This window comes from Algoriphagus faecimaris, from assembly GCF_900101705.1.
GTDB lineage: Bacteria > Bacteroidota > Bacteroidia > Cytophagales > Cyclobacteriaceae > Algoriphagus > Algoriphagus faecimaris.
The window spans coordinates 1-25,989 of the sequence record NZ_FNAC01000012.1 but is presented as its reverse complement, the minus strand read 5'-3'; the positions used below and the strand labels follow the sequence as shown (position 1 = coordinate 25,989).

Below are 25,989 nucleotides of genomic sequence, written 5' to 3'. Positions count from 1 at the left end.
GGGAATTCCTCCCCTAAGTCTGTCAAAGATGACAAAAAAGGGCAGTATTTTCAACTTCTTTCGTTTGTATGCAAAAACCCATCCATGGGCAGTTTTGACCTGGTTATGGGTACTGATTTTCCCAGCTTTAGGTTCGCTCATAGCGCTGGCAAATTACAATCATCTGATCTTATTGGCCCCAAAAAGCATCCTAGGATATTTCGTATTCACATGTATTGCTACCATTTGTATGGGTTTGGCTTTGCTGCCTACTACTTTCACCGCGGTATTGAGTGGTTTTGTGCTAGGATGGGTAGGACTTCCACTTTTGGTACTTGCTTATGCCGCGGCTACTGTTTTGGGATACCTCTTTGGTAGATCGACCAATACTGACTTACTCTCCCTTTTGTCAGTGAGATTTCCCGAAATAGAAGAAGCGATAGAAAAACGGAAAAATAATCCTGGCGCTTTGATCTTCTTTATTCGAATCAGTCCAGTCATACCCTTTGCCCTATCCAATTTTATTTTTGCTTCAGTGCAAGTATCCCTTAAGCAAATTTTACTTTATGGAATTCCGGGAATGCTCCCTAGAACCATCCTTGCTTTCTTGGCAGGCATTCTTGCGAGCGACTTTCTCTCTGCCCAATCTTCCCTACAGGACCCTTATCAAATCGCTTTCTTGGTGTTCTTTCTTTTAATCAGCATTTGGGGGATCTGGCACAATTGGAAAAAGTCTAAATCCTAGCGCAGCAAATACAACTTGCCATATCCTTTGTTGAATCCGCGGTCTCCTGCAGTAGCCCGATGCTCCATAAACTGCCCGTTCTTTCGAACTAGGACACGGTAAATGTAAACGCCATTGGCGAGCTGATCACCATATTCATCTTTTCCATCCCAAGCATACTCTGTGATGTTATTTCCAATCCGAATAGGTCCTAGCTCATTTTGAAGAATCTCTCTTACGACTCGTCCCGTGACAGTCATGATTTGAATTTTAATCTCATCAGGCACCTCCGAACCAGTCACCGTAAATACAAATCGAACACTAGTACTGAAAGGATTGGGATAGGGATAAAAATTGGTGATTTGAGATTCATTGATCACCTCAAAGTTGACCTCATAAGGCTCAGGAGAATCTTCATTGACCACGCGAAGGGTATATATCCCGTCATCAAGGGGGCCAGGCTGCAGTGCTACTCTAAAGTCACTTTCTTCGCTAGCAGGGGACCATACTACCTTAGGATCCGAAAAATTCACCCGCTCAAATCGACATCCTTCACAGTCTTCTTTGAGGTAAAGCTCAAGTCCTAGCGTATCCGTTTTGAAAATAATCGCTTGATCATCTTTAAGGACGGCATTGATCAAAACATTTGGAGATACAATATCCCCATCCATGATATAAACCCCATCAAAATTGACATCCAAAAGTGAAGTCGAAGAGACTCCCTGAACGATAAAATAGGTTCCCAAATCAAGCTGATTATTTCTAAATGTCTGCTCGGGCTGAATTCTTGGGTTGGCAAAAATCTCAATTTCATTTTCTCCTTCTTTACCCAAAGAGGTAAAAGGTATACTGAAATCCAAGGTCTCTCCGGCTTTGACGGGAGCAAATTTCTTAGAGAAATTTTCTACTCGGCGCGTTTTAAGATTTCTCAAAGTCCAATCCACCTGAATCGAATCCCTAAAATCATGAATAGAAACATTCTTGAATTGTAAATCTAATTTACCTTCCTGCCCCTCAAAGAGGTTGACGACACTTTCTGTAGATTTCACTAAAAGGGCACCTTCTGGTACTCCGGTATAATTTACCTGCCAAAAGTTAAGATCCGAAGGAGCAGTAGCCAAAGGGTCATTCATAGAATAGCGTAGCCTCAAATAGGGATATTCCTGAGAATTGATAAAGGACAAATCGACACCGGAGCTCACCTCATTGTCCAGCAGGAGTGCTTCTTCACCATTTTCTTTGATTCCGAAAATATCAAATCGGGTATTGCCTTCTTCCTCTATCCAAGGCCTTTCATTGACTCTTTGGAAAAAGGTCTGCCAAGATGAAGCAGGACCGATTCTAGGAGTGATGATTACTCCATCCGTGATGTATCCTTCAAGGTCTGTATGGAAAGACAGCGTCTGCTGTGCGGGTTCTACTTCGAGATTAGGATTACCCACGATCTCCAATGCCTCACCTGGACGCATTCCTTTGCGTCCGTAGAGAATGTAAGGGTCTCCCGTTTTCAATGCTCTTAAGGTCACTTCACTTGCCCCAAACTGCTTCAACGATTCAAAAGCTCGATCTGGCCAAGCGTCAAAGGTCACGTTACCTACCGAAAAAATCACCACAAAATCACCCTCGGGCACATTAGCAGTGTAATCCTGAAGCATGGTCTGTCCCGGTGCGGTGATCCAGGTATTCTGAATACTCTGTATCAACTGAGGGGTACGTCCGCATGATCGCCCATCCAAAATATCAAATCCCGGGACAGGAATAGGCAAATACGGCTGTAGCGTAGCCTGCTGAAATGTCACCAAGCCCAATGATCCGTTGGGGCAAAGTCGACTGTTAGCATTATTTACATTATCGATAATCTGAGGTATTTGATTCAAATAGAACTGAGTATTTCTGAAGGATAGGGTATCCACAGCAGCTCCTACCGTAAAGACCTCCACTCCCAGCTTTTGATCCACAAACTTCAGCTGTCTACTACGATCATCCACTATCAAATTATTCAGCTGATTTTCGGTCACTTGAGCAAAAGTCCTCTGAGTCCACCCTTCGGAAGACTGATTAATATAAGAGAAACTTGAGCTGGTCCAATTGTCCGTTTCACCCGGTCTTGGTTCTTGGTATTTGGACCTCCAATAGTAGGTCAGTGAATCAGTCCCCGAAAGTAACTGAACTGGCCACTCCACGATCCCTCTTGTAGCAATTCTTAATTCTTTTTTAAAGGCAGAGCTGTAGTCCGCTGCGGTATCCAGCTGCAAAATCACTGTACGCTCCTGTTCGTTTTTACCTGGCAGCTGAATGCTTAGATCCAATTCTTTAGAATTTACAATTCCATACTCCTGAGGGTATAGATGAAGTGTACCACTGAGTGAGATGAATTGGGTAATCGAAATCTGATTATTACTAAAATTCATTTCATCCACCGTCTGATTTCTATTCACACTGATGGAGAAGGTATTTTCTCCCGCCGAATTCACATTTACATTAGGGATTGCGAACTGAAGGGTGTCCAATCGAGCTACATAGGGGATCGCCACAGGATCGTAGGAAATCAGGGTACCATCAGGTAGAATCCGCTCCACTTGATAGCTAATGGAGTCTGTATCCACTATCCCTAGATTCCGGAGAGTAAAGGTTAATTTAAGACTGTCTGAAAGAGAGGACAGAGGATCATCGTCAAAACTATCCACTGAAGCTTCCAGCGCATCTAGGCTATAGTCCGCCTTATTTGCAGGAAAAATCCTGACAGCAGGATCCCCCATCAGGATCATCTGCTCCATGTGGGAGAAGTTGAGCGGGCTAGTTCCATACCGTCGAATAAAAAACTGCTCGGCATCCATTTTGATCTCGCCCAGAGTGCGGTAAATTTTTGATGAATCAGAGAAGGCCATACGATAGAAAGCGTCCGAATACCTTCTCAAGTAGACATCCACCCCAATTGCAGAGTTAGCCATAATGGCTGCCGCTCCCTTTTCCGGAGTCATTACCCAGTCTTCTCCCTGAGTATAGCCTGTGCCAAAAGCACTGCCATAGTCACAGCCATTGAATAGCATGACCGGATACTTTCCTTTGTTTTGATAATTGATCGTTGGGTCAGAGGCAAAGCCAATATCAATATCCAGAATAGTGGGTGAACCATGCCCGAAGAAAGTCACCAAGGAACGCCCTTCTCTCAGGTCCCCCGTGATGTCAATGACTTCGACGACACTATTGGATCGCTTTCTATAAGTGGTGACATTGCCTCCCAGGTACAGACCTTCCGCGATATCCTTAAATCCATTGAGGAAATTGAAGTACCTATCCAGCTCAAACTCAGACACACCTCCTCCTAAGTGAATCAGTTCCTTTTGCCAAGGTCCTTCCAATCCCACCTGATCTTTTTCTATGGCCTTGTTCATGTAATCCACCAATTCTTGTGAATTTTTGGCCACAATTCTCCCTATAGCCATACCCGGAGCATCGGGAAATGCAGGGTCAAGCCCTTCCACATACGCATTGTCAGAGAAAGGAAAGCCTCCTACGGGTACCAGTCGCTGAAAACTAAAGACTGATGGATTCTTCCTATAAAAATAAGTCACTCCTCCCACTCTGCTGGTAGAATAAATCGCCAAATCTCTACCCATCAAGAGCAGATGCGTCGGCTTATGGATGGGGTAATAGGTTCTGAGAAATTGATACAATGCCACCGAGGAGGGCTCACCATAGCCAAAATGATCATACAAATCTTCCATACGAATACTCAAGGTATCGTAGCCACCTCCCAAAGGAGAAGCCCGATGTGCAGCATACGCTTGCATGGGATTGGGATATTCCTCTGTAGCTTCTTCTAGGGCTTTGTGACCGATAAGAATGTAATTAGCCTTTTGAGCAAGTAGATTTCTAAAACGCATCTTTTCCAGACTCTCTACCACCTTAACTTGCTCTTCATTTTGGATAAAAATCGAACTGGGCTGTGTAGGGACGCTACCCTGAAAGGTGAGGTTACCGGCAGCTTGATTGAGGGAAATTCGGATTGGATTTTGAATAGAACTGATGTCTAACGCTTCATAAGCACCTGAAACTTGTGGAATCACTACCCTTTGATTTCCTTCAGGAAAATTCATCAACTCTTGTGTGAAATCACCTGAGGATACATTTTTTTGATAGGTAATTTTCACATACGCAATCGAAACATTGTCCGCTGATCCCGGACCGTTTGGATTGATTCCGATAGACACCGAACCAGTAGCATTAAAATCTGACATGGCCATAGGAAAGCTGAAAACCTGCGAATTGAAACTAGTGAGTGAAGCCACTCCTACCTCACGTTGATTTGAAGCAGTAGCCCCAGCCAATATTCTCACCGCATGCTCATCAGCAGAGCGACCAACTAGTCCCACCTCTACAGCCGCTTCTCCACTACCCGGCAATGCCCCCAAATTTTCAAAAACTACTTGACTGGTAGCGCCTTTGGTGACCACTCCGCTCATCCAACCCTGCGCATAGTCAAATCTCGAAAGTCTAAAGCCCAAGGTGTAGGAAATCCCTAATGAATATTGATCTGAAAAAATTCGAATCTGCTCAGAACCTACTGAAGAGGAAACTGGCAAACTAGCGGCAGGGCTAGGTCGAGTAGCCATTCTTTTGCCGTTGACGCCAGGAGAGACCGTGAGAAAAAAGGCCGTAGTATCTGTAAATGTGTTGTATTGGGGATTGGGAACCTGACCTATTTTACGATAAAGCACCGAGTCCATGGTGGCATCATTGCGAAGGCCATAAAAAAGAATGTAATCCTCAGGATCAAACTGCCCATTTTCCTGCCCTGCCACATGAATGGCTACTTCCTGTCCCCTATGAAAAACTTGGATAGCAGCAGGATTGACAGTAGATAGATTCAATCCAGAGTTTGCCAAGCTTTGGCCAGATATTCTATAGATCCCATCCTCTGCTGTTTTTATTTTATAATAATCTTGGTCATAAGTATACCAAACCTGCTGCTGCGCCATCAAAAGCACCACAGGAAGCATCATCCCAAAAAGAGTAGCGATCCACTTTCTCACTGGCCCCAACCTTTAAATTTTCTAAAATCCTCTTCCAATTTTTCTAAACTGACACGTACGCTAAATATATGAGAATAGGGTGTATCTGAAACGTTACCAATATCCGACAAAGCATAATCCAATTGAAAACGATCATTGAGTCGAACACCCAAGCCTGCACTCGGCATAAAATTCATGGAGCGCTCTCCTTGAAAATCCCGCACATATTGAAAAGTACTCGCTCCAGCCCGAAGAAACACTTGATTTTTAAATCCTACCTCCATCCCAAATCTGGGATCAATACTAATCAAGTCCGAGGCGATCACGGTATTTCTTCTCCCGTCAAAGGTCATATCCAAATCGAGCACGGTCAAAAGGGAAAAGGTACTTCCCAAATTCCAGTCATATGCCAAACTTCCGATTGCCCTTGGCAAAGTCAACTCTACAGAATTGACCGGAACTTCATTATTAGTGTTGGCATAGATGTCTCTGACCATATCCGCATTATGAGACCAGGCATTGAAAGTTGTGGTGATGTCTCTAAGCATCAGTCCCACGGTCAGTTTTTTCTGCACATACATGGCTCCCACATCCAATCCAAAGCCCCATGCCTGGGCGAATTTCCCCACGTTTCTATGAATGATTTTGGCGTTGGCTCCTACTTTCAATTTATCTGATATATCCCTCGCATAGCTTAGCAGGAGAGCGTAATCCGCCGCATTGAAAAACTGGATATTATTATAATTCAAGGCTCCGTTGGCATCGTATAAAAATCTCGTGTCCGGAATATCATCTACACCGAAGCGAATAAGCGAAACTGCAACCTGACTTTCCGACTTGATTGGAGTAGTAAAGCCCAGGTAATCGTACTGGGCTATACCCGCAAAATACTCTGCATGCATCAGGGTAGCGTCGTATTTATGCGTGACTCCCATCAGACCAGCTGGATTCCAATAAGCCGCAGTCACATCTCTACTGGCGGAGGCCTGGGCTCCCCCCATACCTAAGGCTCTAGCCCCGACACCGATGCTCAAAAATTCATTGGAATACTTAGGAGTCAAATCCTGTGCGGGGCTCAAATGAATGACTGAGCTCCACATTAGGACTGTCGCAAAAAGAAGAAATAAAGGTTTCCGGCAGGAATTCATAGTTCCAAAATAAAGCAATTTCGCTTTCGAAGATCGAACTTACTAAAAAAATCTATTGAAAAAAGCATAAGTGTACGCCCTCGGACATTTCTCTGTTCACATTTTCAACATATTTTTTGGTCTGGAAGCTTGAGCACTGGAGTTGATAATTTTCCTGAAAAAAATCTAAAAAATCTAAAAACAGGCTTTACTCGTCAAAAAGAGGCTTTTTCAAGCTCCTCTTTGCAAAAAGACCTACATTTAATACAAGGAATCAGGTATAACAAGGTACTGAATAAAAGATTGGTATCATTTTTCATTATATGAGCTACGAGAAATAGAAAATCTCTTAAATCTAATCACCTGAACATGAATGTCGCTAACACACAAATTCAAATGCGAAAGGGAATCTTGGAGTATTGTGTACTCCATATTATTTCCCGAGGTGAAGTTTATACTTCTGACCTGATCGAAGAGCTCACACAAGCTGAACTGATCGTCGTCGAGGGAACACTCTACCCACTTCTCAATCGTCTCAAATCCGCAGTTTTAGTAGAATATCGATGGGTAGAATCTGAATCTGGACCTCCACGAAAATATTACTCCATCACCGCCGAAGGAAAAAAATTCCTCCTCACCCTGGAAGAAACCTGGCAGTCACTCGTCCAATCCACCCATTTGATCACTCAAACTCCCTCAGAGACCACCACCGACCCTTCTTCGCAGGAGTCCAATAGCCCTGACGAAAAAGAATAAATTGACACACACATGAAAAAGACCATAAGCATCAACATCAGTGGGATTCTTTTCCACATAGAGGAAGACGGGTACGACACACTACGTAAGTATCTCGATGCAATCAACAGGCACTTTTCTTCCTATAAGGATAATCATGAAATCATCTCCGATATAGAAACCCGTATCGCTGAGATCTTTCTGAGCAATCTCAAAAATAACAAGCAAGTCATCACTGCCGAAAATGTAGACAAACTCATCGAGAAAATGGGGACAATCGCAGATTTCGCATCAATCAGTGAGGCCGATCCTGAGGATCTCGAGGAGCAGGCACAAAGCAAGGATGACTTTTACAAGTATGTGACCCCTCCCAATCAAGAAAACCGTGGATACAAAAAGCTGATGCGGATAGAGCCTAAGAAAATCTTGGGGGGAGTCTGTGCCGGTATTGCACATTACTTTGCAATTGATCCGCTTTGGCCGAGACTTATTGCACTGCTTCTCCTCTTCAGCGGCCAATTCAACAAAACCTTTATCGGAAATGATTTTTGGATTTTTGATGAATTCCGCTTCCATCTTTCTTTTGGCCTTTTCACCGTCATCGCCTACATCGTACTGTGGGTGATCCTTCCTGTCTCCTACGATATAGAAGAAGACAAAAACATCAAGAAGCTCTATCGAAACCCAGATGACAAGGCCTTGGGAGGTGTGGCGAGCGGTTTGGCAGCTTATTTCGGTATCGAGGTGATCTGGACGAGACTGGCTTTTGTGATCTTGACACTTGCCGGAGGATCAGGAGTGCTGCTTTATCTTATTTTATGGATTATTACTCCTGTGGCGATGTCCATCACCGAGCGCATCCGGATGAAAGGTGGCGAAATCACACTTGACAATATTGATTCTACCTTAAAAGAGAATCAAAACCCACTCCCCCCGAAACCTGAATCCACCGGACGGAAAATCCTGATGGCACCTTTCCGGGTATTGGGTCAAGTAATCGAGGCAGTCGGAAATGCACTCGGTCCATTGGGTAAATTGCTGTTGAATATTCTTCGTGTACTATTCGGCCTATTTGTCTTCTTCCTTGGCTTGGTGTTGACTATCGCTCCGCTGATTTCCATTGCAGTTTACTTTGGGATTTTCAATAGTGAAGACTATCGAATATTACTTGATAACTTCCCTCTTGAAATCTTCTCAAATCTGGTTCCCCTTTGGCTGATAATCGGAGCTTCCTTTATCATCATCATACCGGGAATCATCCTTCTCTTGCTAGGACTTAGCGTCTTGGCACAGAAGAATTTGATCGGTGGTAGATTTGGATTGGTAGCCTTGGGCCTTTGGCTTCTTTGCATGGGAGTCTCTGCCTTTCAGATTCCTAAAATAGTGGCTCAGTTTAAGCAAGAAAATCGTCATATTGTCGAAGAGGTACTACCGGTATCAGAAGGCATCATGGTGCTAAAGCTCAATCCTATTTCGGAGGAAGCCACCTTCAATCATGTCAAACTGCGCTTACTCGGAACGGAGGATTCCTTGGTGTCTATCGAGAAAAAATTCTTCTCCAGAGGGAGAACCAAGTCGGAGGCACTTGAAAACGCCAAAAAACTTGCCTATGAGGTAGAACTTGCGGATTCTGTGGTGCTATTTAACGAAGGCTTCGGACTGCAAAATACAGATATGTTTAGAGCACAAGAACTTGAGGTTATAATGCATATCCCCTATGATAGACCCTTTATCATGGAAAGGTCCCTGCTCGAGATCATTCGGGGCACGATTTACACCAACGGATATAGAAATTCCGACATTTCTCAGCGAAGTATCTGGGTATTTAATCAAAATGGTCTTCTCTGCCTGACCTGTCCTCCCCCTGCGGACTCTGAAGAGGAAGAAAATGAGCTTTCTGAAAATCAACCTCTTACTGAAGAAGAGCGAATAGACAGCCTCTCGAGAGCAAAGTTTAAGGAGCTGTTTGATTAGAGAGATGAGTAAAACTTATCCAAGAGGTGTCCGAAAGGATGCCTCTTTTTTTGTATCTTCTGCCATCAAACACAATACTAATGGATGTTACTGTAAAATTTTTGGGAGGTGCAGGCAGTGTCACTGGGTCTAAGTACCTGATCGATATAGGTGAATTTGAATTTCTGGTTGACTGCGGATTATTTCAGGGCCGCCGGGAGCTTCGGGAGCGAAATTGGGACAAGTTTCCAATGCCCGCAGATCAAATGGAGGCCGTGCTCCTTACCCACGCACATTTGGATCATATCGGCTACTTGCCAAGACTGGTCAAACAGGGATTTAGAGGGCCGATCTACTGTACCGAAGCCACTGCCGAACTGGCTAAAATCTTACTCTTAGACTCGGGGAAACTTCAAGAAGAAGAAGCCGAATACGCTAGAAAAAAGGGCTTTTCTCGTCACGATGATCCCCAGCCTCTCTATGGAATTGAAGATGCTGAAGCGGTTTTCCCCCTACTGGAGCCTCGGCCTTTTGAAATTCCTTTCGACATTCATCCCAACATCACCGTTACCTATTATCATGCCGGGCATATTTTAGGCGCTGCCATCACCAAGATCAAAATCAAAGGAGAGCAGCAAGAGAAAAAACTGGTCTTTTCAGGAGATTTGGGCAGGTATCACGATCCTTTGCTCTATCCACCCACCCGCATCCCAAGAGCAGATATCCTATGGATAGAGTCTACCTATGGGGATCGTAAGGCCTCTCCTATGAATCCCGAACTGGAATTGGGACTAGCCATCCGAGAGACATTTGATCGGGGAGGATTGGTTATCATTCCATCCTTTGCTGTAGGTCGAACCCAACTTGTATTATACTACCTTTTCCAGTTGATGAAAAAGGGAAAAATCCCAAAAATCCCGATTTACCTGGATTCACCGATGGCTATAGAAGCCACCAACCTATACAATGATTTTCATCAAGATCACCAACTGAGTGCTTCTTTGGAAGAAAAAGGAAACCACCCTTTCAATCATGATCAGCTTCACTACTACCGCAAGCAGGAACAATCCCGGGCTCTCAACGAATTCAGGGGAAATGCTATCATAGTATCAGCTAGTGGCATGGCCACAGGAGGAAGGGTTCTTCATCACCTATTTCATCATTTGCCTCATGAGCGAAATGGAGTAGTCTTTGTAGGTTTCCAAGCTGAAGGGACTCGAGGCCGTAGGTTGGTTGAGGGAGAAAAATACATCACCATTTATGGAAATCAGGTTCCTGTAAACGCCAAAGTCTATCAAATAGACGGGCTCTCCGCCCATGCCGATCAAGATGAACTATTGGAGTGGGCAGAGGGATTTTGTGAATCACCCAAAATGACATTTATAATCCACGGTGAAGAAAACAGTGCAGCAGCATTGGCCGAAAAATTAGAAAATGAATTGGGATGGAAAAGTATCATCCCCAACTACCTCGAATCAGTCGTCCTCTTTGAAGGAATCTAAAAAAATCAATGGGCATGAAACGGTTTTTGTCGGTTGTTTTTCTCCTACTTCTCCTTTTGGGCCTAATCTCTCAATGTAGATCTATGAAAAATAAAGGTCAGGGTATTAAAGGAAACGTCACCTGGGTAGAGGGCAATCAAATGCCTACTATCAGTGAGGATATTCAATCCAGTCCACAAAAAGACGATGGCACTGCTGTCAAAAGAACAATCCTTATCTACCCATTGACACCATTGGCAGACGCTACCATGGAAAACAGCCTGTTTACCTCCGTTCGAGGAAAACCAATCGCCCAAGTAGAATCGGATGAGAAAGGCTACTTCGAAATAGAACTGGCCCCAGGCACCTATTCTCTGTTTACCCAAGAAGAAAATGGCCTCTTTGCCAATACCTTCGACTTGAATGGAAACATCCAACCCATCTCAGTAGAAAGGGGAGTATGGACTAGTACCACTATTTCCATTAATTACAAAGCAGCGTATTAATTAAGGATGAGGGAGAATACCAACTTAAACCATCTCCGCATCCCAATTTTTATTTTTTGGATAGACGGAACTTTGCCAGTAGCCTATTTAGAAGTCAAATGAAATAGTAAATGCTAATTCTTGGGTTTCTTCTGTCTCCCGTCTTCGGTCTCCCAGCCCCCAAATCAAGGGAATATTCGTCTACTGGCAGAGTAGCGTATGTCAGATTTTATTTTATTGATTTTCAATATTTTATATTTTTTTTCACTTTTTTTAGCTTACCATGCAACGTTTTTTAACAAAGCGACATCTACCTATTTGAAAGCATAAAACGGAATGTTCACCAGAACCGACTTTTCTACTGAATCAGGATTAATCAAGGGCTGCCTCAAGGGTGATCGTAGCGCTCAGCGGCACTTGTATGATACCTACTCAGGGAAATTTCTAGCCATCTGCCTACGCTATCTCAAGGATAGAGAACATGCCGAAGATGTCATGATAGAGAGCTTTATGAAAATCTTCGAAAAACTAACTCAGTTTCAGCATAAAGGGAGCTTCGAAGGATGGATGAAACGAATCGTGGTCACTCAGGCCCTCATGACACTGAGAAGTAATCGACACCTGATGATGGAAGTCAGTGTAAATGAGGAAAGCCAACTGGAAGATCATCACTACGAACTGACGCACTTAGAAGCTGCGGATCTGATGGACTTGGTAAAAAACCTTCCTATAGGTTATAGGACCGTTTTTAACCTTTACGTGCTTGAGGGCTATTCGCATCAGGAAATCGGAGAAATGCTGGGAATCTCCGAAAGCACCTCAAAATCCCAGTTGAATAGGGCGAGAAACACCCTGAAAGAAAAAATCAATGCCCAAAACCTCAAAGAAAGGAGAATCAATGGCTAATGAATCAAAAAAAATAGACCGTATTTTTCAGCAACAGCTGAAAGATCATGAGGAGAAACCTAGTACGCTAGCTTGGGAAAGGTTGGAAAAACAACTCCCTCAATCCTCACGAAAAGGTCTCGGATATACCTGGGCTGCTGCCGCAGCTATAGTGATTCTATTCACCACAGGAGTACTCTTCTGGAATTCAAATCAATCTATTTCAAACGAAGGAATCATAGCCTCAAAAGAGACTACACTTCCGGTGGAAAAAGAAAAAACTACAAAAACCAACGAAGTCTTAGCCTCTACAAATGAAGAAATAGCCATAAACGAAAAGCAACCCAATACAGAAGAAAAGTCAGCAGCAGTTGAATCCACTTCAAGGTCCCAAGCCAAAGAGGACGGACGTAACTCTGTTCCGAAAACCATCTCCGCTACAGAACTCATTGCCAGCGTGGAAAATCAAGAAGAAGAAGATCAAAATCCGGCTAGCAAAAGAGAACCAATGCAAGCCCTGATCGCTGAAAAACCTCTTCCGGAAATGGACCTACCACCAACGGGAGCTCTAGCCCAACTCACTCTGCCAGAAGCAGAAGAGTTAGAGGAGGAACCTGCCTACACCTTGACGATTCGATCTGATGGACTTAAAGAAAACAAAGGCCTCATCGCCAATCTAGGCAAGACAGTGAATCAAATAGAAGGTATCAAAGAAAAGGTAGATCTCTTTGCTGAGCTACAAGATGCCAAAAACAATCTATTTGCCTCACTTACTTCCAAAAAAGAGCGAACAAGCGAAAACCCTTAAAAAATCACCTACCACCTAAGTGAACAAAAAATGAAAAAATACCTGCTATTATTCTGCCTGATGGCATTGGTACAAGTTGCCTTTGCCTACGAATTACCGACTGATTCAATCCATCTAGCCAACAAGGACTCCGTGATCGTGGAATTTGGAAAGTCCGGAAGGATAGTCATCATCGTCGAGAACAAAGAAGATTTCGAAAAACTCAAAATGATGAATATCAATCAAATCATCTCTACACTGGACCTGGAGGAAAATGAAAACACCGGTGAATTGACCATCGTCGAGATCAAAAAGAAAGATGGCACCTCCAAGGAGATTGTGAGGGTTAGAGAGGAAGGAGCAGAAACAGAGGTCAATATTGGAAAAATGCGGGTCTATGTGGATGAGAGCGGAACGAATACCCGTGTAAAAATCGAAACAGGGGAAAGGAAATACAAGGATCCAGCATTTCGTACCTTTTTCAATACCGACATCGGCATCTCTAATTACCTGACTCCGGAGGGAAGTTTTCCCACCTCTGACAACCCCTATGCCGTCAAAGGCTGGGGAAGTTGGAACATCGGCCTCAATTGGGTGGCCGCACAGCGGATATCAAAAGGATTGTATTGGAACTTCGGCTTGGGATTTCAGTGGTACAATTTCAAGTTTGAGAACCGCGACTTTCAAGCAATTCGAGGAGCGGGGGGAATTGATTTCACCCAAAGAGATGACGTGAATGGGTTTAAAAGTAAAATCTCCGCATCCTATATCACCGCAATGACCCTTCTAGAACTGGACTTTGGCAAAATGAATGACAAAGGCCGAAGAGGTTTGCGAATCGCCGCAGGTCCTTATGTAGGTTATCGATTGGGAGGCCAATCCAAATACGTTTATCGCGAACTAGGCGGCTCAGGCCGTAAGAAGGAAAAACAAAACACAGGTCTCTATCTCAACAATTTCCGCTATGGAGTGAGAGGGGAAGTAGGCGTAGGAAGAGTCACTTTCTTCACCACCTATGACATCAACGAGCTCTTCCAGGAAGGAAAGGGTCCTGCTCTCAACCCCATTACCTTTGGAATTGTCTTTTAAAACAAAGGGAGGTCTCGGCCTCCTAAAATCCTAACTAGAAACTAAACCAATATTACGCATGAAAAGATTTTCACTGATCCTATTCATTTTAGTATTCGCATCTCAGTGGGTAATGGCACAAGAGAAGAAAGTCGTAAAAACCAATGAATTCAAACTTCTGGGACTCAACTGGTACACTGAAAAATACGAAGACGGTACCAAGTCCTGGGCTTTCACATCTCCTGATGAGCCTAAGCCGGAGTTTACTCCTAAATCAACCAAGTACTACAGTAACCTAGAAACCGATCTAGGTATCAATATCTGGGCACCTAGCGATAATATCCCACGGGTCAAACCATGGGGAAGCTGGAATGTAGGACTCAACTACACCGGTACCTACCGAGCCAGTCAAAACTTCCACCTTAAAACAGGACTTGGCGTTTCTTGGTACAATTTCAAGTTGGAAGACCGCAACACCTTCATCGACCGGACCCCTGATGGCCTAGAATTTACTCAGTTTACCGATGGAATAGGAACCAAATCCAAGATTTCGGCTTCCTTTGCCAACTTAACACTTGTACCCACCTTCCTCACCAATGATGGAAATGTGCGAATAGGGGTCGGAGGATTTGCAGGACTTCGGATAGGTGGACGAGGCAAGTTTGTCTATGATAATCCCGAAGGCAACAAGGAAAAACTATTTACCAAGTCAAACATGTACGTGAATAATTTTCGCTATGGACTTCGGGCAGAAATCGGTGTTGGCGAACTTGACCTCTATTTCAATTATGACGCAAATTCACTTTTCGAGACAGGAAAAGGTCCCGACGTGAATGCCTTTAGCTTTGGACTTATCTTTAAATAATTAGCAGCATGAAGAATCTTTTGAAAATTACCCCCCTTTTGGCACTGTTCCTATTCATTGGGACACTAAGTCAGGCACAAAACATCCTAGTCGACGTAGACAAAGATTATCCTGGTATCAAAACCATCGAAGTCAGCGGAGGCTGGCTGGATGTGAGTTATACCGGAGGCGCAGATGTGGTGAATGTAGAGGCTTTTCTACAGTCCAATGATGAGAAGCAGGATATTGTCTTTGTGACCCTTGGTGACGTGCTTAAAATCTCCTACGAAAGAAAATCAGGAAATTTCTCCTGGAATGATCGGACCAAAGGATACATCAAAATCACTGGCCCCGAGGAGATTAAAATTCAAATCAAAAATAGCTCTGGAAGCCTTTCTGTGCAGAATGTGGCACAAAACCTCACAAAGCTCAGCGTGAGTTCCGGTAAAATCACCGCTCAAAATATCAGTGGAGATCTGGACGTAAGGGCTACCTCTGGCAATATAGATGTAGAGCAAGTCAATGGCAGTGTCGCTGCTTACCTAACCTCAGGTAGGGCCAATATTATGGGACTGGAAGGTGATTTGTCCTACGAGTCCACTAGTGGCGACCTTAATGCCGAAAATATTGCCGGTGCAGTCAAAGTGAAACTAACCTCTGGAAATGCGAAACTTCAAAATATCGGAGAACTCGGTAACCTCCGATTCACATCGGGTAATATCCGTGCCGAGAATGCTGGTCTGGGACCGAATACAGCTTTCAGTGGTTCTTCAGGAAACTTTAGAGTCAAGACACCATCCAATTTAAAGGATTTTAATTTTGATCTGAGAGCTTCCTCTGGTAATCTGAAAGTAGGGACTATTTCCACCGGTAAAAATCTCGAAATTGACAATAGCTCCTCCAAAACGATCAAAGGAAATATTACCTCCGGATCGATCATTATCGAGAATTAAATTTTCTTTCTAAAAAGTAAAAAGCCCCAGTGACTAGAATGGAACTGGGGCTTTTTTGGGTAAATTCATTAATCTATTTCCAAACGGGAAGCTTTTCTTACCACTTCTGAATCTTCTTTATTCAATCGATACAACCTTTTGATCCGATCAGGAGTGGGCTTTGCCAAAGAAAAGAAAATCAAGGCCACAGCAAAAGTCACCACGTAAATTTCATTTTGGTAAAAAAGTAAACCCAAAGCACTCAGGAGAGCTACTACAAACAAAAAATAAAATCTCACTCTAGTAGATCGAATGTAAATGGCTACTTTTTTAAAAAGATCTTCTGTCACTTTTCCCTCTTTAATATCTCTATGAAATTTAAAATATTGAGTAATCAATAAACCGATATTTAGGCCTACCAAGAGCCCATTAAAGAAGTCCGGTAGCACAGGTAAATCCCAATTCAAACTTCCTGAATTAAAATATAAGTATACCATACCAAATACCGGAAGAGAGATAATCATCAAGACTAGCACCAACTGCTCTAGGCGACGGTAGGATTTTTGGATTTCTTCGAAAGTCAAAACTTTTTATTTATTCGATGTTGATTTGAATATCATCTGAAGCCGCTCTTGATGAGCAGCAAAGGATGTATCCTTCCTCTATTTCATTTTTACTCAATCCCGCATCCTCGTCCATTTTCACTTGCCCCTGAGTCAGTTTTCCTCTACAAGCTGTACAGAGGCCGCTTTGACAGCTGTAGGGCATATTTAGTCCTTGCTCCAATCCTGCTTCCAAAATGGTCTTATCAGGACTCACTGAGACCATATGCTCCTCACCTTCTAGCGTGATTTTTACATCCCGAGTGAGAAGCCCTTTGGTCGCTCCAGCTTTGGCTTCAGCCTTGGCTTGCTCTGCCGCTGCCGAATAAAAGCTTTCCTCATAAACTCTTTTCTCATCCACGCCAAGCTCATTCAAGACCTCTTTGGCTGTATTCATGATGCCATCGGGACCACAGAGAAAATAAATCTCCTCGTATCGCTTCTCGTACTCTGCCATGCTTACGAGACTATGAAAAGAATCCTTGTTCAACCTTCCCTTGAACCCAGTCCATGACTCAGAAGGCTGACTGAGATTATGCTTGACTTTGAATCGATCCGGATTAGCCTTCTCCAGCATATCCAGTTGATTTTTGAAAATAATCTGATCCTCGCTGCGGCTGCAGTAGATCAACGTGACAATAGAGTTGGGTTCATTGACTAATACTGACTTGAGAAGTCCCATAATCGGTGTGATCCCACTTCCACCTGCGACCATGATGTAGTGTCGTTGATTTTTGGAGTGAAAATCAATGGTGAAATTACCCATCGGGGGCAGTACATTGATCGTTTTTCCGGGAAAAATCTTCTCATTGAGAAAATTGGAAAACAAGCCTCCAGTCACCCGTTTAATCGAAATTCCCGGAAAGGGGTCCACGTAGGGAGAGGTACAAAGGCTGTAAGACCTTCGCTCTTCCTTTCCGTCAAAATCCATTACCAAGGTCAAAAACTGCCCCGGCTTATAGTCCATGATGGGTTCAGGCTGCTCAAAATAAATACTCACCGTATCGGGAGTTTCTCTTACCACTTCACGTACCTTCAATGGGAGAAAAGCACCTTTTTTTACTTCCTCCTTTTTCTTCTTAAATAGATTGAACATTCGAAATTGAGATTCTTAATTCGGATACAAAATTAAACGCTCAAGGATATAAACCCGATTAATCCTGAGAAATTCAGAAAGAAAACTCAAAAAGTAGAAAGTAAGTTTGCCCGAGCTTCATTATTATTCTTGCGAGAGGGCATTTTTAGAGGCTTTGCCCTAAATTGCAACATCAATTAAAAACCCGCTGAGCCTTTCGGCAAAACTATACACCCATGGAATTGAATGCATTGAATGCTATCAGCCCGATAGATGGCCGATACGAGAGCAAAACCCTCCCATTAAGAGCTTATTTTTCAGAGTTTGCCCTGATCAAATATCGGGTACATGTAGAAGTAGAATATTTCATCGCACTCTGCGAATTGCCTTTACCCCAACTTAAGCAGTTTGATACAGACCTCTTTGCTGCACTTCGAAATATCGTTAAAAGTTTCAGTCAAGAAGATGCCGAATGGATCAAAGAAACCGAAAAAACCACCAATCACGATGTGAAAGCAGTGGAGTATTTTTTAAAGGAAAAATTTGATGAACTCAGTCAGCAGGATTACAAAGAGTTTATCCATTTTGGACTCACCTCCCAGGACATCAACAATACGGCTACTCCGCTGATGCTGAAAGAGGGTTTGGAAAAAGTAATTTTGCCCGGGCTGAATGAAGTCATGCAAAAACTAAAAGCCCAAGCAGAGGAGTGGAATGCTATTCCTATGCTGGCAAAAACCCACGGGCAGCCCGCCTCCCCGACCCGATTGGGCAAGGAAATCCAAGTCTTTATTACCCGATTGGAAAAGCAGCTGGAGCTCTTGGATCAGGTTCCATTTTCAGCCAAATTTGGTGGTGCTACAGGGAATATGAATGCACATCTGGTGGCTTACCCCGACAAACCTTGGAATGATTTTGCCAATCATTTCGTATCGCAATACTTAGGCTTAACGCGATCTTTTCCCACTACACAGATTGAGCACTACGACAATTTGGCGGCTATTTTTGATGGTTTAAAGCGGATAAACACCATTCTTTTGGACCTTTCGAAAGATGTGTGGCAATACGTCGCCATGAACTATTTCAAGCAAAAAATCAAAGCCGGTGAGGTGGGGTCTTCCGCTATGCCGCATAAGGTCAATCCCATAGATTTTGAAAACGCCGAAGGAAACTTAGGTATAGCGAACGCACTTTTAGAGCATTTGGCTTCCAAGCTTCCGATTTCGAGACTTCAGCGGGATTTGACAGACAGTACAGTACTACGGGCTATCGGTGTTCCTCTCGCCCATATGTTGATTTCATTTGAATCACTCAAAAAAGGCTTGGGTAAATTGGAGCTAAACCGAGCGGCAATCCAAGCAGATCTAGAAGATAACTGGGCCGTCGTGGCTGAGGCCATTCAAACGGTTTTGAGAAGAGAAGGCTTTCCAAAGCCTTATGAAGCCTTAAAAGATTTGACACGGACTAATACCAAAATCACCGAAAAGTCAATCGCTGAATTTATCGATGGATTGGATGTATCGGATGAAGTTAAGGCAGAGTTGAAGGTCATTACTCCGTTTAATTACACAGGGATTTGAAGGCTGAAATAGTAGGCACTGGCAGTTTTCAGTGAGCAATATCATTTCTTCGCCGCTGTATGTGTCCTCACTCACAGCAAAAGGTTGATACAAATAAGCGAGTGAAGACACACTCGCTTGGTCGAAATAAATGTCTTTATCTGGCCGCTACGCCGTTGTGAGTAGCTTGTCCGCCGTTGTGAGTGTCTTCACTCACAACATTTTAATGGCAACTGATTAAAACACTCACATAAGCAAAAGAATAGTCAAATTTCAAGCGAGTGGAGACACTCGCTTGGGCGAAGTAAAGCTATCTCGGCCGTTGTGAGTGTCCTCACTCACAACTCTGCATATATCCAAATCAGATCCTCTCTCTTATATGCAAAAGAAATCCAAACCTGTCTTTTCCCGTTTCATAAAATTCAAATGAAGAATAGGGATATTCCACTGGGTTATCGACAAGCATCCACTTTTGAGAACAGGGATTTTTATGGATATAGTCTAATTTCTGATAAACAATCTCATTTGTGTAAACTTCAACAGGTAAGGAATCTCTTTGCCAAAAAATATGACTCCTATTTGCATCATTAACTCTAAATTTACTCAATAGGTATAGATCTTCTTTTTTTAAAATCTCCAGAAATCTGTGTCCTGTAAATTTCAAAAAACTTGAATGAGGAGATTCCTTTCCGTTTTCCTTTCTCAATTCCCACAAAATATGAATATGGTTCGGCATTATTACAAAACCATAAACTTCAATGAGATTTTTGGCGCTTAAGAAATATAAACTCTCTAAAATTATTTCCTTTAGACCTTTCATCTCTAAAAGTGGAAACCAACCTTTTATAGTTGCTGTGAAAAAGTAAATTTTACCAAAATCCATCTGATTAAATTCTAGAAACTTATTATTTGGAGAAAAATTTACTTTTAAACATGATTATCCGTAATAACACCAGTAGCCTTATTTCCTTTGCTTATTAGGTTGGAAGACCGATGACGGAAGACCGAAGTTCCCTGAAATTGAACTTCCAGCCTTGTTTTAGGCCGTTCAATCTTCTTACTGGTAAGAAAGCGGATATACATACTTTTAAAAATAACAAAAGGCTATCACAAATCAAGCGAGTGGAAACATTCGCTTGGGCAGTTTCTCCTTCTGAAACGTGAGTGGAGACACTCACGTAGGCATGTTGTAGCCGTTGTGAGTAGCTTGTCTGGAATGATCTCTAATCTCCGCCCTTGTGATTAGCTTGTCCGCCGTTGTGAGTGTCTTCACTCACAACATTTTAATGGCAACTGATTAAAACACTCACATAAGCAAAAGAATAGTCAAATTTCAAGCGAGTGGAGACACTCGCTTGGGCAGCAGAAGACACTCGCTTGGACTAAGACAATCTGCCACTGAGAATATCATTTACAGCTTAACTTTTGGGTAAAAAAATCTCAGCCATCATGCACCTAGCACTTCCACCACCCAATTTTTCGATAGTTGGGATCTGAGGACTGATGATGGTTGTGTATTTTTCGATTTGTTGAATTTGCCCCACATTCAGTGAATCGTAAGCCGTCTGAGACATAACGGTAAATTTCTCCCCTCCATCATTACTTACCTCAAGCATATTTCCGGCAAAGTTAAATTTCTGCTTGGCCGTTATTGGAATCACTTTTTTTCCGGCCTTGGATAATGCCTCCTGCACCTGTCTCCGCTCGGCAGATTTTCGAATACTTTCCAGACAGACCACTGCCAAATCTCGTCCTATATGCATCATTACATTGGTATGATAGATCGGAGTCCATTCTCCCTCGATCTCCTGCTGCGCATCAAAACCAATCAACTCATAAGCTAATAAATCAGCCAAGTATTTCAGAGGAACAGGATGTGTACGAAGAGAATAGCCTGCAAAAATCAACTTTTGATCATGATCCATCACCATGCTTCCCGTACCTTCAAGAAACTGCTCATCCTCTTCAAAAAAACTCAAATCTATGATTTCATTCACCGAAAAACCCAAGCCCATCAGCTGTTCGATCAAATCTTTGCGCCGCTCGAGACGCCGATTAGGGGAATACATCGGATAGAGAATAAGTTTGCCATCAGGATGGGTACTGAACCAATTATTGGGGAAAACAGCATCTGTTTTGACAGGATCTGACGTATCATCCACCACAATCACATTGACCCCCTGATCTCTTAGCAAAGCCACGAAACCATCAAATTCCCGTAACACTAGCTCTTGAATCTCCGCATGAGTTCGGGAATCGGTCTTTTGATAAAAATTGTTTTCGGCAGTCTCTGGATTAAACCCAAAATTAGCCGGACGAACCATCAAGATATGTGAGGTGGTTTGCATGTTTTAATCGTTAGCTTGATAGCGATACAAAACCGGAAAAACATTAAAACGCTTTTCGCTTATCGTATAAAAAACCTTTCCACTCGGGTCAAAAGCAATGGCCTCACCTTGTGGTTCGGGCACATAAGGCAATTGCTTGGGAGTGGCTTGCAAGGCCTCCACCACTGACTGCCCCTTTTCTCTTTTCCAGTAGTAAATCGCAAAGTAATTTTTGATCAAAATCTGACTGCCATCACTCGAGATATCTGCTGCCGTGGAGCTCGAGAAGAAGAATTTATGGTATTCTGTAAGCTCTGTCTTTTCATCCGACAAGAAGGCCTTTTGCGAAAAACCATAGAGGGTATTTTCTTTATCTCGCTTGGAAACAATAAAGAGCTCACCATCAACAGGATCGACAAACAATGACTCTGCATCTCTAGCTCCACCAGGGTAAACCAATCTCGCAACCTCTGGCTTTACTTCTATCTTTTCTTTCAGATTTGCAGGCTCTGGAAACCGATAAACCCTCACCTCATTATGAACCGCCAGATTATCTCCGATCTCAGCCACATAAATATAGGTCTTCCCTTCCGGACCAGGACCTATAGCAATATCCTCCCAGTCCCGATTTTTTACCCCAAGTAAGGTGATTTCACCCAATTCATTTCCCTTCTCATCCAAAAAGTAAACAATGGGCTCTCCCCCACTATCCGTATGGGTGTACCAGATGTTGGGATGCTTTCTGGAGAAGACCATTCCGCTCATCTCCTCCAACTCAGGATTAGAGATCGTCTTGATCGCCTCACCTGCTGAGAAAATAGAATCTATTTTGGCCTGGCCTTGGGAAAAAGCCTCAACCTGTAAAAGGACAAATGCAAAAAAGAAGAGTAAGCGCTGCATAACTTTTATTTTTAGCTAAATTAAGCCAATTGTCCCACAAAGGAGCAATAAAATGATGGATAAGCCTAAAATGTGAAGAAATGGATAGCCTATTAAAAAAGATGAATTTCAAAGAAGGAATGAAGATACAAATCTGGAATTTACCTGCCGAACTTCAAGACTTATCCTCCACTTGGAGAAAATCCGGAATGTTGGCAGCTGATTCGGAGAAGCCTGATTTTTTACTGGCTTTTGTGCAGTCGGAGCAAGAGATCAATGAATTATTCCCCTTACTTCAAAAAATGAGTGATGAGGATGAGTTACTCTGGATGGCTTATCCCAAGGGAAGTTCTAAAAAATACAAAGTCAAAATTAATCGGGACTCGGGATGGGGCATTGCCGGAAAGTATGATTTTGAGGTGGTCAGGCAGATCGCCATCGACGAAGACTGGTCAGCTCTTCGCTTTCGAAGACTGAAATTCATCAAAACCCTCAATCGTAAATTCAGCACCAAGGACCAATAAAATACTTTGGTGACTAAAGTTCCCAAAACAAAAGTGGCAATCCACTTCTTTAGAGGTAAATATTCCTCAACAGATTGATACAGCGTTTCTTCAAAAGCCAAATCAAGATTTTTGACAAGCTCGATGGGCAGTGGGAAAGCCCACGGGTCAACAAAGTCATCAGCAACCTGGTGGTCCTCTTTTTCATATTGGGACTATTGGTGGGCTTGATGAATTACCTGAACATAAAGACCCCACTCAATTCAGTTTCTCCTTTTTTTGCGATCGAACTCGCCTTCAATGTGCTTTTGATCTTCGAGATTTTGGGACTGATATTTCTGATTCCCCGGTCTGTTGCAGACTCGGTGGGCAAGCAGTTTGAGATTATCTCACTGCTTTTGCTTCGGGATGCTTTCAAGGAGTTTGGTCACTATTTGGGTGATTTAAAATGGGAAATTGATTTTTTATGGGAATTAGCCCCCATCGTATCGGATGCTTTTGGAGCAATTTTGCTGTTTTTGATTACTGGGATATTTTACCGAAATCAGCGTCATGTGCGGATTACGGGAAATTATGAGGAGCAGAGCGGCTTTATCAGCATCAAAAAGTTGATTTCGATCTATCTGGCTTTGAGTTTTATGGGCTTAGGCATCTATGATTTATTTACAGCCTATCAGACCAATCATTTCAATAATAGTCTGGAGTTGTTTTACACGCTTCTGATTTTTGCAGATGTGTTTATCTTGCTGTTTTCGTTGCGTTACAATTCCAAATACCTCAATCTCTTTCGCTATTCCACCTTTGCATTGGCAACCATATTTTTAAGGCTGACCCTCTCAGCCCCGGCTTATTTCAATGTACTCTTGGCCTTGATTGCGAGCTTGATGGTACTGGGAGTAACCTACATTTACAATGGAATGCTAAAGAAAACAGTAGAAAGCACCTAGGTACAAAAAATTAAGTAGCTGAATGTGAAACCAAAACCGCGAATAGCATAAATCTTTCCATATTTTTTTAGCGGCATACTTGGAAAAAATCACTTAGCCTTCTACATTTGCATCACGTTATCCGAAAGGTATGGCGCTATAAATAAAATTCCTCCTTAGCTCAGCTGGTTAGAGCACATGACTGTTAATCATGGGGTCCTTGGTTCGAGCCCAAGAGGGGGAGCGAAAGCCACTCAGAAATGGGTGGCTTTTTTAGTTTAATTTAAAGACCTAATTTACTTTAAATCTTCTAAGTCTTGTGGTTAAAATCCCGCATATGATGGAGGCGCAAAAGCCTTGCATAAATACCGTGCTTTTTGCATTTTACGACATGACTTTTTTCATCTACGTACTCTATTCCCAATCTATCAACAGGTTTTATGTTGGACATTCGGAGGATCCTTTCAGAAGACTTACTGAACATAATTTTGGAAAACACTTCAAATCTACTACCCATGGAAGACCTTGGATCCTTAAAGCAGTTTTTGAAGTAAAAGGAGAAAGAGGTGATGCGTTGAAAATTGAAAAGTTTATTAAAAAACAAAAATCCCGAGCTCTGATTGAAAAATTGATAGATTCTAATTTCACACCTCAGGACTTTTTAGCTCAGCTGGTTAGAGTCCCGCATGTGCGGGATTAATCATGGGGTCCTTGGTTCGAGCCCAAGAGGGGGAGCTAATGAGAAAAAGAGGTCAGAAACGACCTCTTTTTTTTTTATGTCCCTTTATATTAATTTGAGGAGGTTTTTTTATGGTTGCAAGTTTTTAAAAACGTGAAATTTAAGCTAATGAATCAATCTTGATTACGCTTATAAGAAATAGTTGGTTGCACATCATTTGGGTCAATCTCCACGATTTCACCATTTCTCACGACAACTAATGGACTATTCTTCGCTTTTTTGAATTCCACTAGCTTGCGATAAGCTTCTTCAAGCCCTTTAACTATTTTGTCTCTTTCCTCTTTTAGTTGCTCTTTAGTCTCCATAATATTTTTGTTTTAAACCTTCCCACAATTCTTTGTTATTAATTGTGACGTCATTAACCCCTCCTTCTGCCACTATTTCATAAGTGTCTCCAGAATTATTTACAAATAACCAGTTATCCACTTTGGGCAGAAATAATCTGAAAAAATTCTCAAGACCACTTTTATATCTTCTCCTGATAACATCTTCAGGTATATGATGTCCGCCCTCTTTTACTCGCCTTGCTACCCTTGAAACAGCCAAGTCATCGGAATCTAACCAAAAAAACAAACAGGTTACTTGATAATTTAATTCTTTTGCTCTTTCAACAAATTGCACATAACTCCTTGTAGAAAGCGTCGTTTCAAAAGCAAAATTTTCTCCTGACTCTAATAACTTTTTGATTCTTTTCAGCATATATCTTCCCGCTTCAATACCAGCTTTCTCTGGTTGGAAAGGAGAGATTCCTTTTGCAATTTCATCTGCATTCACAAACTCTTTACAGTCCAGGATTTCAGGCAAAATGGTATAGGAAGCAGTAGTTTTACCCGCTCCATTACAACCTGCTATGATGTAAAGTTTCTTCATTCAATACAAATATACACTTTACTATCTAATCATCATTTTACCCAATCCATGAAGATAATATTGGTGAGAATACTTCTTACAACCTGAGTGAAAGTATTACTTAGTCAACTCTTTCATTACTTCTTTTAAAACCAAAAATACCCTCCTCCGGTTTCAACTATCGTTGATAGGGGGAGCCAAAACAGAAGAGGCTGTCTCAAAAATAGATAGTTTAAAGGCTAGTCGATTTCTCGGCTAGCCTTTCCTGTTTAACTCAAATGTTGTAATTTGAGGTGTGCAAAAACAAGACTTAAATGTAGGCTTTAAAGACTACAATCCCAACCAGCTAATGTTTCTTCCACCAAGTTTGGAAGAACTTATTCCGTTAAACCATCCCGGACGAACCGTCAACCAGATTATTGACCAGATTGATCTTAGTTCTGTTTATAATCGGTTCTCTGAAAATGGGGCTAGTAGTTACCATCCCAAACTGTTGTTGAAAGTTCTGGTATACG

General features: G+C 42.5%; 24 protein-coding genes and 1 tRNA gene. 16 read left to right on the top strand and 9 right to left on the bottom strand.

All coding sequences use genetic code 11. The annotated features are described in order from the left end of the window. Positions 1-28: 28 nt before the first annotated feature. Positions 29-724 carry a VTT domain-containing protein gene (locus BLQ57_RS08105; RefSeq protein WP_087938891.1) on the top strand — a complete coding sequence of 232 codons (696 nt, stop codon included), beginning with the start codon at positions 29-31 and terminating at the stop codon, positions 722-724. Here the strand turns inward: BLQ57_RS08105 and porU2 are convergent. Further along, positions 721-5,739: a putative type IX secretion system sortase PorU2 gene (gene porU2, locus BLQ57_RS08100; RefSeq protein WP_240507772.1), complete on the bottom strand. Its 5,019-nt coding sequence runs from the start codon at positions 5,737-5,739 to the stop codon at positions 721-723. The two genes, BLQ57_RS08105 and porU2, sit on opposite strands and share 4 nt — an antisense overlap. After that, positions 5,736-6,818: a putative type IX sorting system protein PorV2 gene (locus BLQ57_RS08095; RefSeq protein WP_087938892.1), complete on the bottom strand. Its 1,083-nt coding sequence runs from the start codon at positions 6,816-6,818 to the stop codon at positions 5,736-5,738. Before BLQ57_RS08095 ends, porU2 begins: the two co-directional genes overlap by 4 nt. 396 nt (positions 6,819-7,214) lie before the next feature. Between BLQ57_RS08095 and BLQ57_RS08090 the strand changes: the two genes are divergently transcribed. From BLQ57_RS08090 to BLQ57_RS08050, 9 genes are all read left to right on the top strand, one after another. Next, entirely contained in the window at positions 7,215-7,601 is a 387-nt protein-coding gene (locus tag BLQ57_RS08090; protein ID WP_087938893.1) for a PadR family transcriptional regulator, read from the top strand. A gap of 12 nt (positions 7,602-7,613) precedes the next feature. After that, a complete protein-coding gene (locus BLQ57_RS08085; RefSeq protein WP_087938894.1) occupies positions 7,614-9,554 on the top strand; it encodes a PspC domain-containing protein in 1,941 nt (646 codons plus the stop codon). A gap of 80 nt (positions 9,555-9,634) precedes the next feature. Continuing rightward, positions 9,635-11,035 (top strand): MBL fold metallo-hydrolase RNA specificity domain-containing protein, encoded by a 1,401-nt coding sequence (locus tag BLQ57_RS08080; RefSeq protein ID WP_087938895.1) that lies wholly within the window; start codon positions 9,635-9,637, stop codon positions 11,033-11,035. Positions 11,036-11,118: 83 nt separating this feature from the next. Beyond that, positions 11,119-11,520: a hypothetical protein gene (locus BLQ57_RS08075; protein WP_087938896.1), complete on the top strand. Its 402-nt coding sequence runs from the start codon at positions 11,119-11,121 to the stop codon at positions 11,518-11,520. Positions 11,521-11,835: 315 nt separating this feature from the next. Beyond that, positions 11,836-12,405 carry an RNA polymerase sigma factor gene (locus BLQ57_RS08070; RefSeq protein WP_087938897.1) on the top strand — a complete coding sequence of 190 codons (570 nt, stop codon included), beginning with the start codon at positions 11,836-11,838 and terminating at the stop codon, positions 12,403-12,405. Then, the gene (locus BLQ57_RS08065) at positions 12,368-13,192 is read left to right on the top strand and encodes a hypothetical protein (protein ID WP_092824041.1); all 825 of its coding nucleotides are present in this window, start codon (positions 12,368-12,370) and stop codon (positions 13,190-13,192) included. The genes BLQ57_RS08070 and BLQ57_RS08065 overlap by 38 nt, the downstream gene beginning before the upstream one ends. 30 nt (positions 13,193-13,222) lie before the next feature. Continuing rightward, the gene (locus BLQ57_RS08060) at positions 13,223-14,260 is read left to right on the top strand and encodes a hypothetical protein (RefSeq protein WP_087938899.1); all 1,038 of its coding nucleotides are present in this window, start codon (positions 13,223-13,225) and stop codon (positions 14,258-14,260) included. A 58-nt stretch (positions 14,261-14,318) separates the two neighbouring features. Further along, positions 14,319-15,104 (top strand): hypothetical protein, encoded by a 786-nt coding sequence (locus tag BLQ57_RS08055; protein WP_139162691.1) that lies wholly within the window; start codon positions 14,319-14,321, stop codon positions 15,102-15,104. A gap of 8 nt (positions 15,105-15,112) precedes the next feature. After that, positions 15,113-16,036 carry a DUF4097 family beta strand repeat-containing protein gene (locus tag BLQ57_RS08050; protein ID WP_087938901.1) on the top strand — a complete coding sequence of 308 codons (924 nt, stop codon included), beginning with the start codon at positions 15,113-15,115 and terminating at the stop codon, positions 16,034-16,036. A gap of 68 nt (positions 16,037-16,104) precedes the next feature. On the opposite strand, the gene BLQ57_RS08045 is transcribed toward BLQ57_RS08050, so the two are convergent. Both BLQ57_RS08045 and BLQ57_RS08040 read right to left on the bottom strand, forming a co-directional pair. Further along, a complete protein-coding gene (locus BLQ57_RS08045) occupies positions 16,105-16,599 on the bottom strand; it encodes a hypothetical protein (protein WP_087938902.1) in 495 nt (164 codons plus the stop codon). A 10-nt stretch (positions 16,600-16,609) separates the two neighbouring features. Further along, positions 16,610-17,713 carry a ferredoxin--NADP reductase gene (locus BLQ57_RS08040; protein ID WP_087938903.1) on the bottom strand — a complete coding sequence of 368 codons (1,104 nt, stop codon included), beginning with the start codon at positions 17,711-17,713 and terminating at the stop codon, positions 16,610-16,612. A 215-nt stretch (positions 17,714-17,928) separates the two neighbouring features. Here BLQ57_RS08040 and purB point away from each other — a divergent pair, with 215 nt between their 5' ends. Continuing rightward, entirely contained in the window at positions 17,929-19,272 is a 1,344-nt protein-coding gene (gene purB / locus BLQ57_RS08035) for an adenylosuccinate lyase (protein ID WP_087938904.1), read from the top strand. A 340-nt stretch (positions 19,273-19,612) separates the two neighbouring features. On the opposite strand, the gene BLQ57_RS08030 is transcribed toward purB, so the two are convergent. The 3 genes from BLQ57_RS08030 to BLQ57_RS08020 all read right to left on the bottom strand — a co-directional run bounded on the left by BLQ57_RS08030 (position 19,613) and on the right by BLQ57_RS08020 (position 22,478). Beyond that, positions 19,613-20,134 carry a transposase gene (locus BLQ57_RS08030; RefSeq protein ID WP_087938905.1) on the bottom strand — a complete coding sequence of 174 codons (522 nt, stop codon included), beginning with the start codon at positions 20,132-20,134 and terminating at the stop codon, positions 19,613-19,615. Positions 20,135-20,669: 535 nt separating this feature from the next. After that, positions 20,670-21,599, bottom strand: coding sequence for a citrulline utilization hydrolase CtlX (gene ctlX, locus BLQ57_RS08025; protein WP_169712726.1), 930 nt, complete (start codon positions 21,597-21,599; stop codon positions 20,670-20,672). Positions 21,600-21,602: 3 nt separating this feature from the next. Further along, entirely contained in the window at positions 21,603-22,478 is an 876-nt protein-coding gene (locus BLQ57_RS08020; protein WP_087938906.1) for a hypothetical protein, read from the bottom strand. Positions 22,479-22,558: 80 nt separating this feature from the next. On the opposite strand from BLQ57_RS08020, the gene BLQ57_RS08015 reads away from it, so the two are divergent. The 4 genes from BLQ57_RS08015 (at position 22,559) to BLQ57_RS08000 (ending at position 24,586) form a co-directional block, all read left to right on the top strand. Continuing rightward, entirely contained in the window at positions 22,559-22,981 is a 423-nt protein-coding gene (locus BLQ57_RS08015) for a hypothetical protein (protein ID WP_087938907.1), read from the top strand. Positions 22,982-23,055: 74 nt separating this feature from the next. Continuing rightward, entirely contained in the window at positions 23,056-23,907 is an 852-nt protein-coding gene (locus BLQ57_RS08010; protein WP_087938908.1) for a hypothetical protein, read from the top strand. 149 nt (positions 23,908-24,056) lie between these two features. Then, a tRNA-Asn gene (locus BLQ57_RS08005) sits at positions 24,057-24,130 on the top strand. A gap of 93 nt (positions 24,131-24,223) precedes the next feature. Then, positions 24,224-24,586, top strand: a complete 363-nt coding sequence (locus BLQ57_RS08000) for a GIY-YIG nuclease family protein (RefSeq protein ID WP_240507773.1) — start codon at positions 24,224-24,226, stop codon at positions 24,584-24,586. 152 nt (positions 24,587-24,738) lie between these two features. On the opposite strand, the gene BLQ57_RS07995 is transcribed toward BLQ57_RS08000, so the two are convergent. Both BLQ57_RS07995 and BLQ57_RS07990 read right to left on the bottom strand, forming a co-directional pair. Continuing rightward, positions 24,739-24,930, bottom strand: a complete 192-nt coding sequence (locus tag BLQ57_RS07995) for a hypothetical protein (protein ID WP_087938909.1) — start codon at positions 24,928-24,930, stop codon at positions 24,739-24,741. Further along, positions 24,920-25,495, bottom strand: coding sequence for an ATPase (locus BLQ57_RS07990; protein ID WP_087938910.1), 576 nt, complete (start codon positions 25,493-25,495; stop codon positions 24,920-24,922). Before BLQ57_RS07990 ends, BLQ57_RS07995 begins: the two co-directional genes overlap by 11 nt. A gap of 274 nt (positions 25,496-25,769) precedes the next feature. Here BLQ57_RS07990 and BLQ57_RS21325 point away from each other — a divergent pair. Further along, the coding region (locus tag BLQ57_RS21325; protein ID WP_394331258.1) for a transposase at positions 25,770-25,989 on the top strand (220 nt) is incomplete at its 3' end.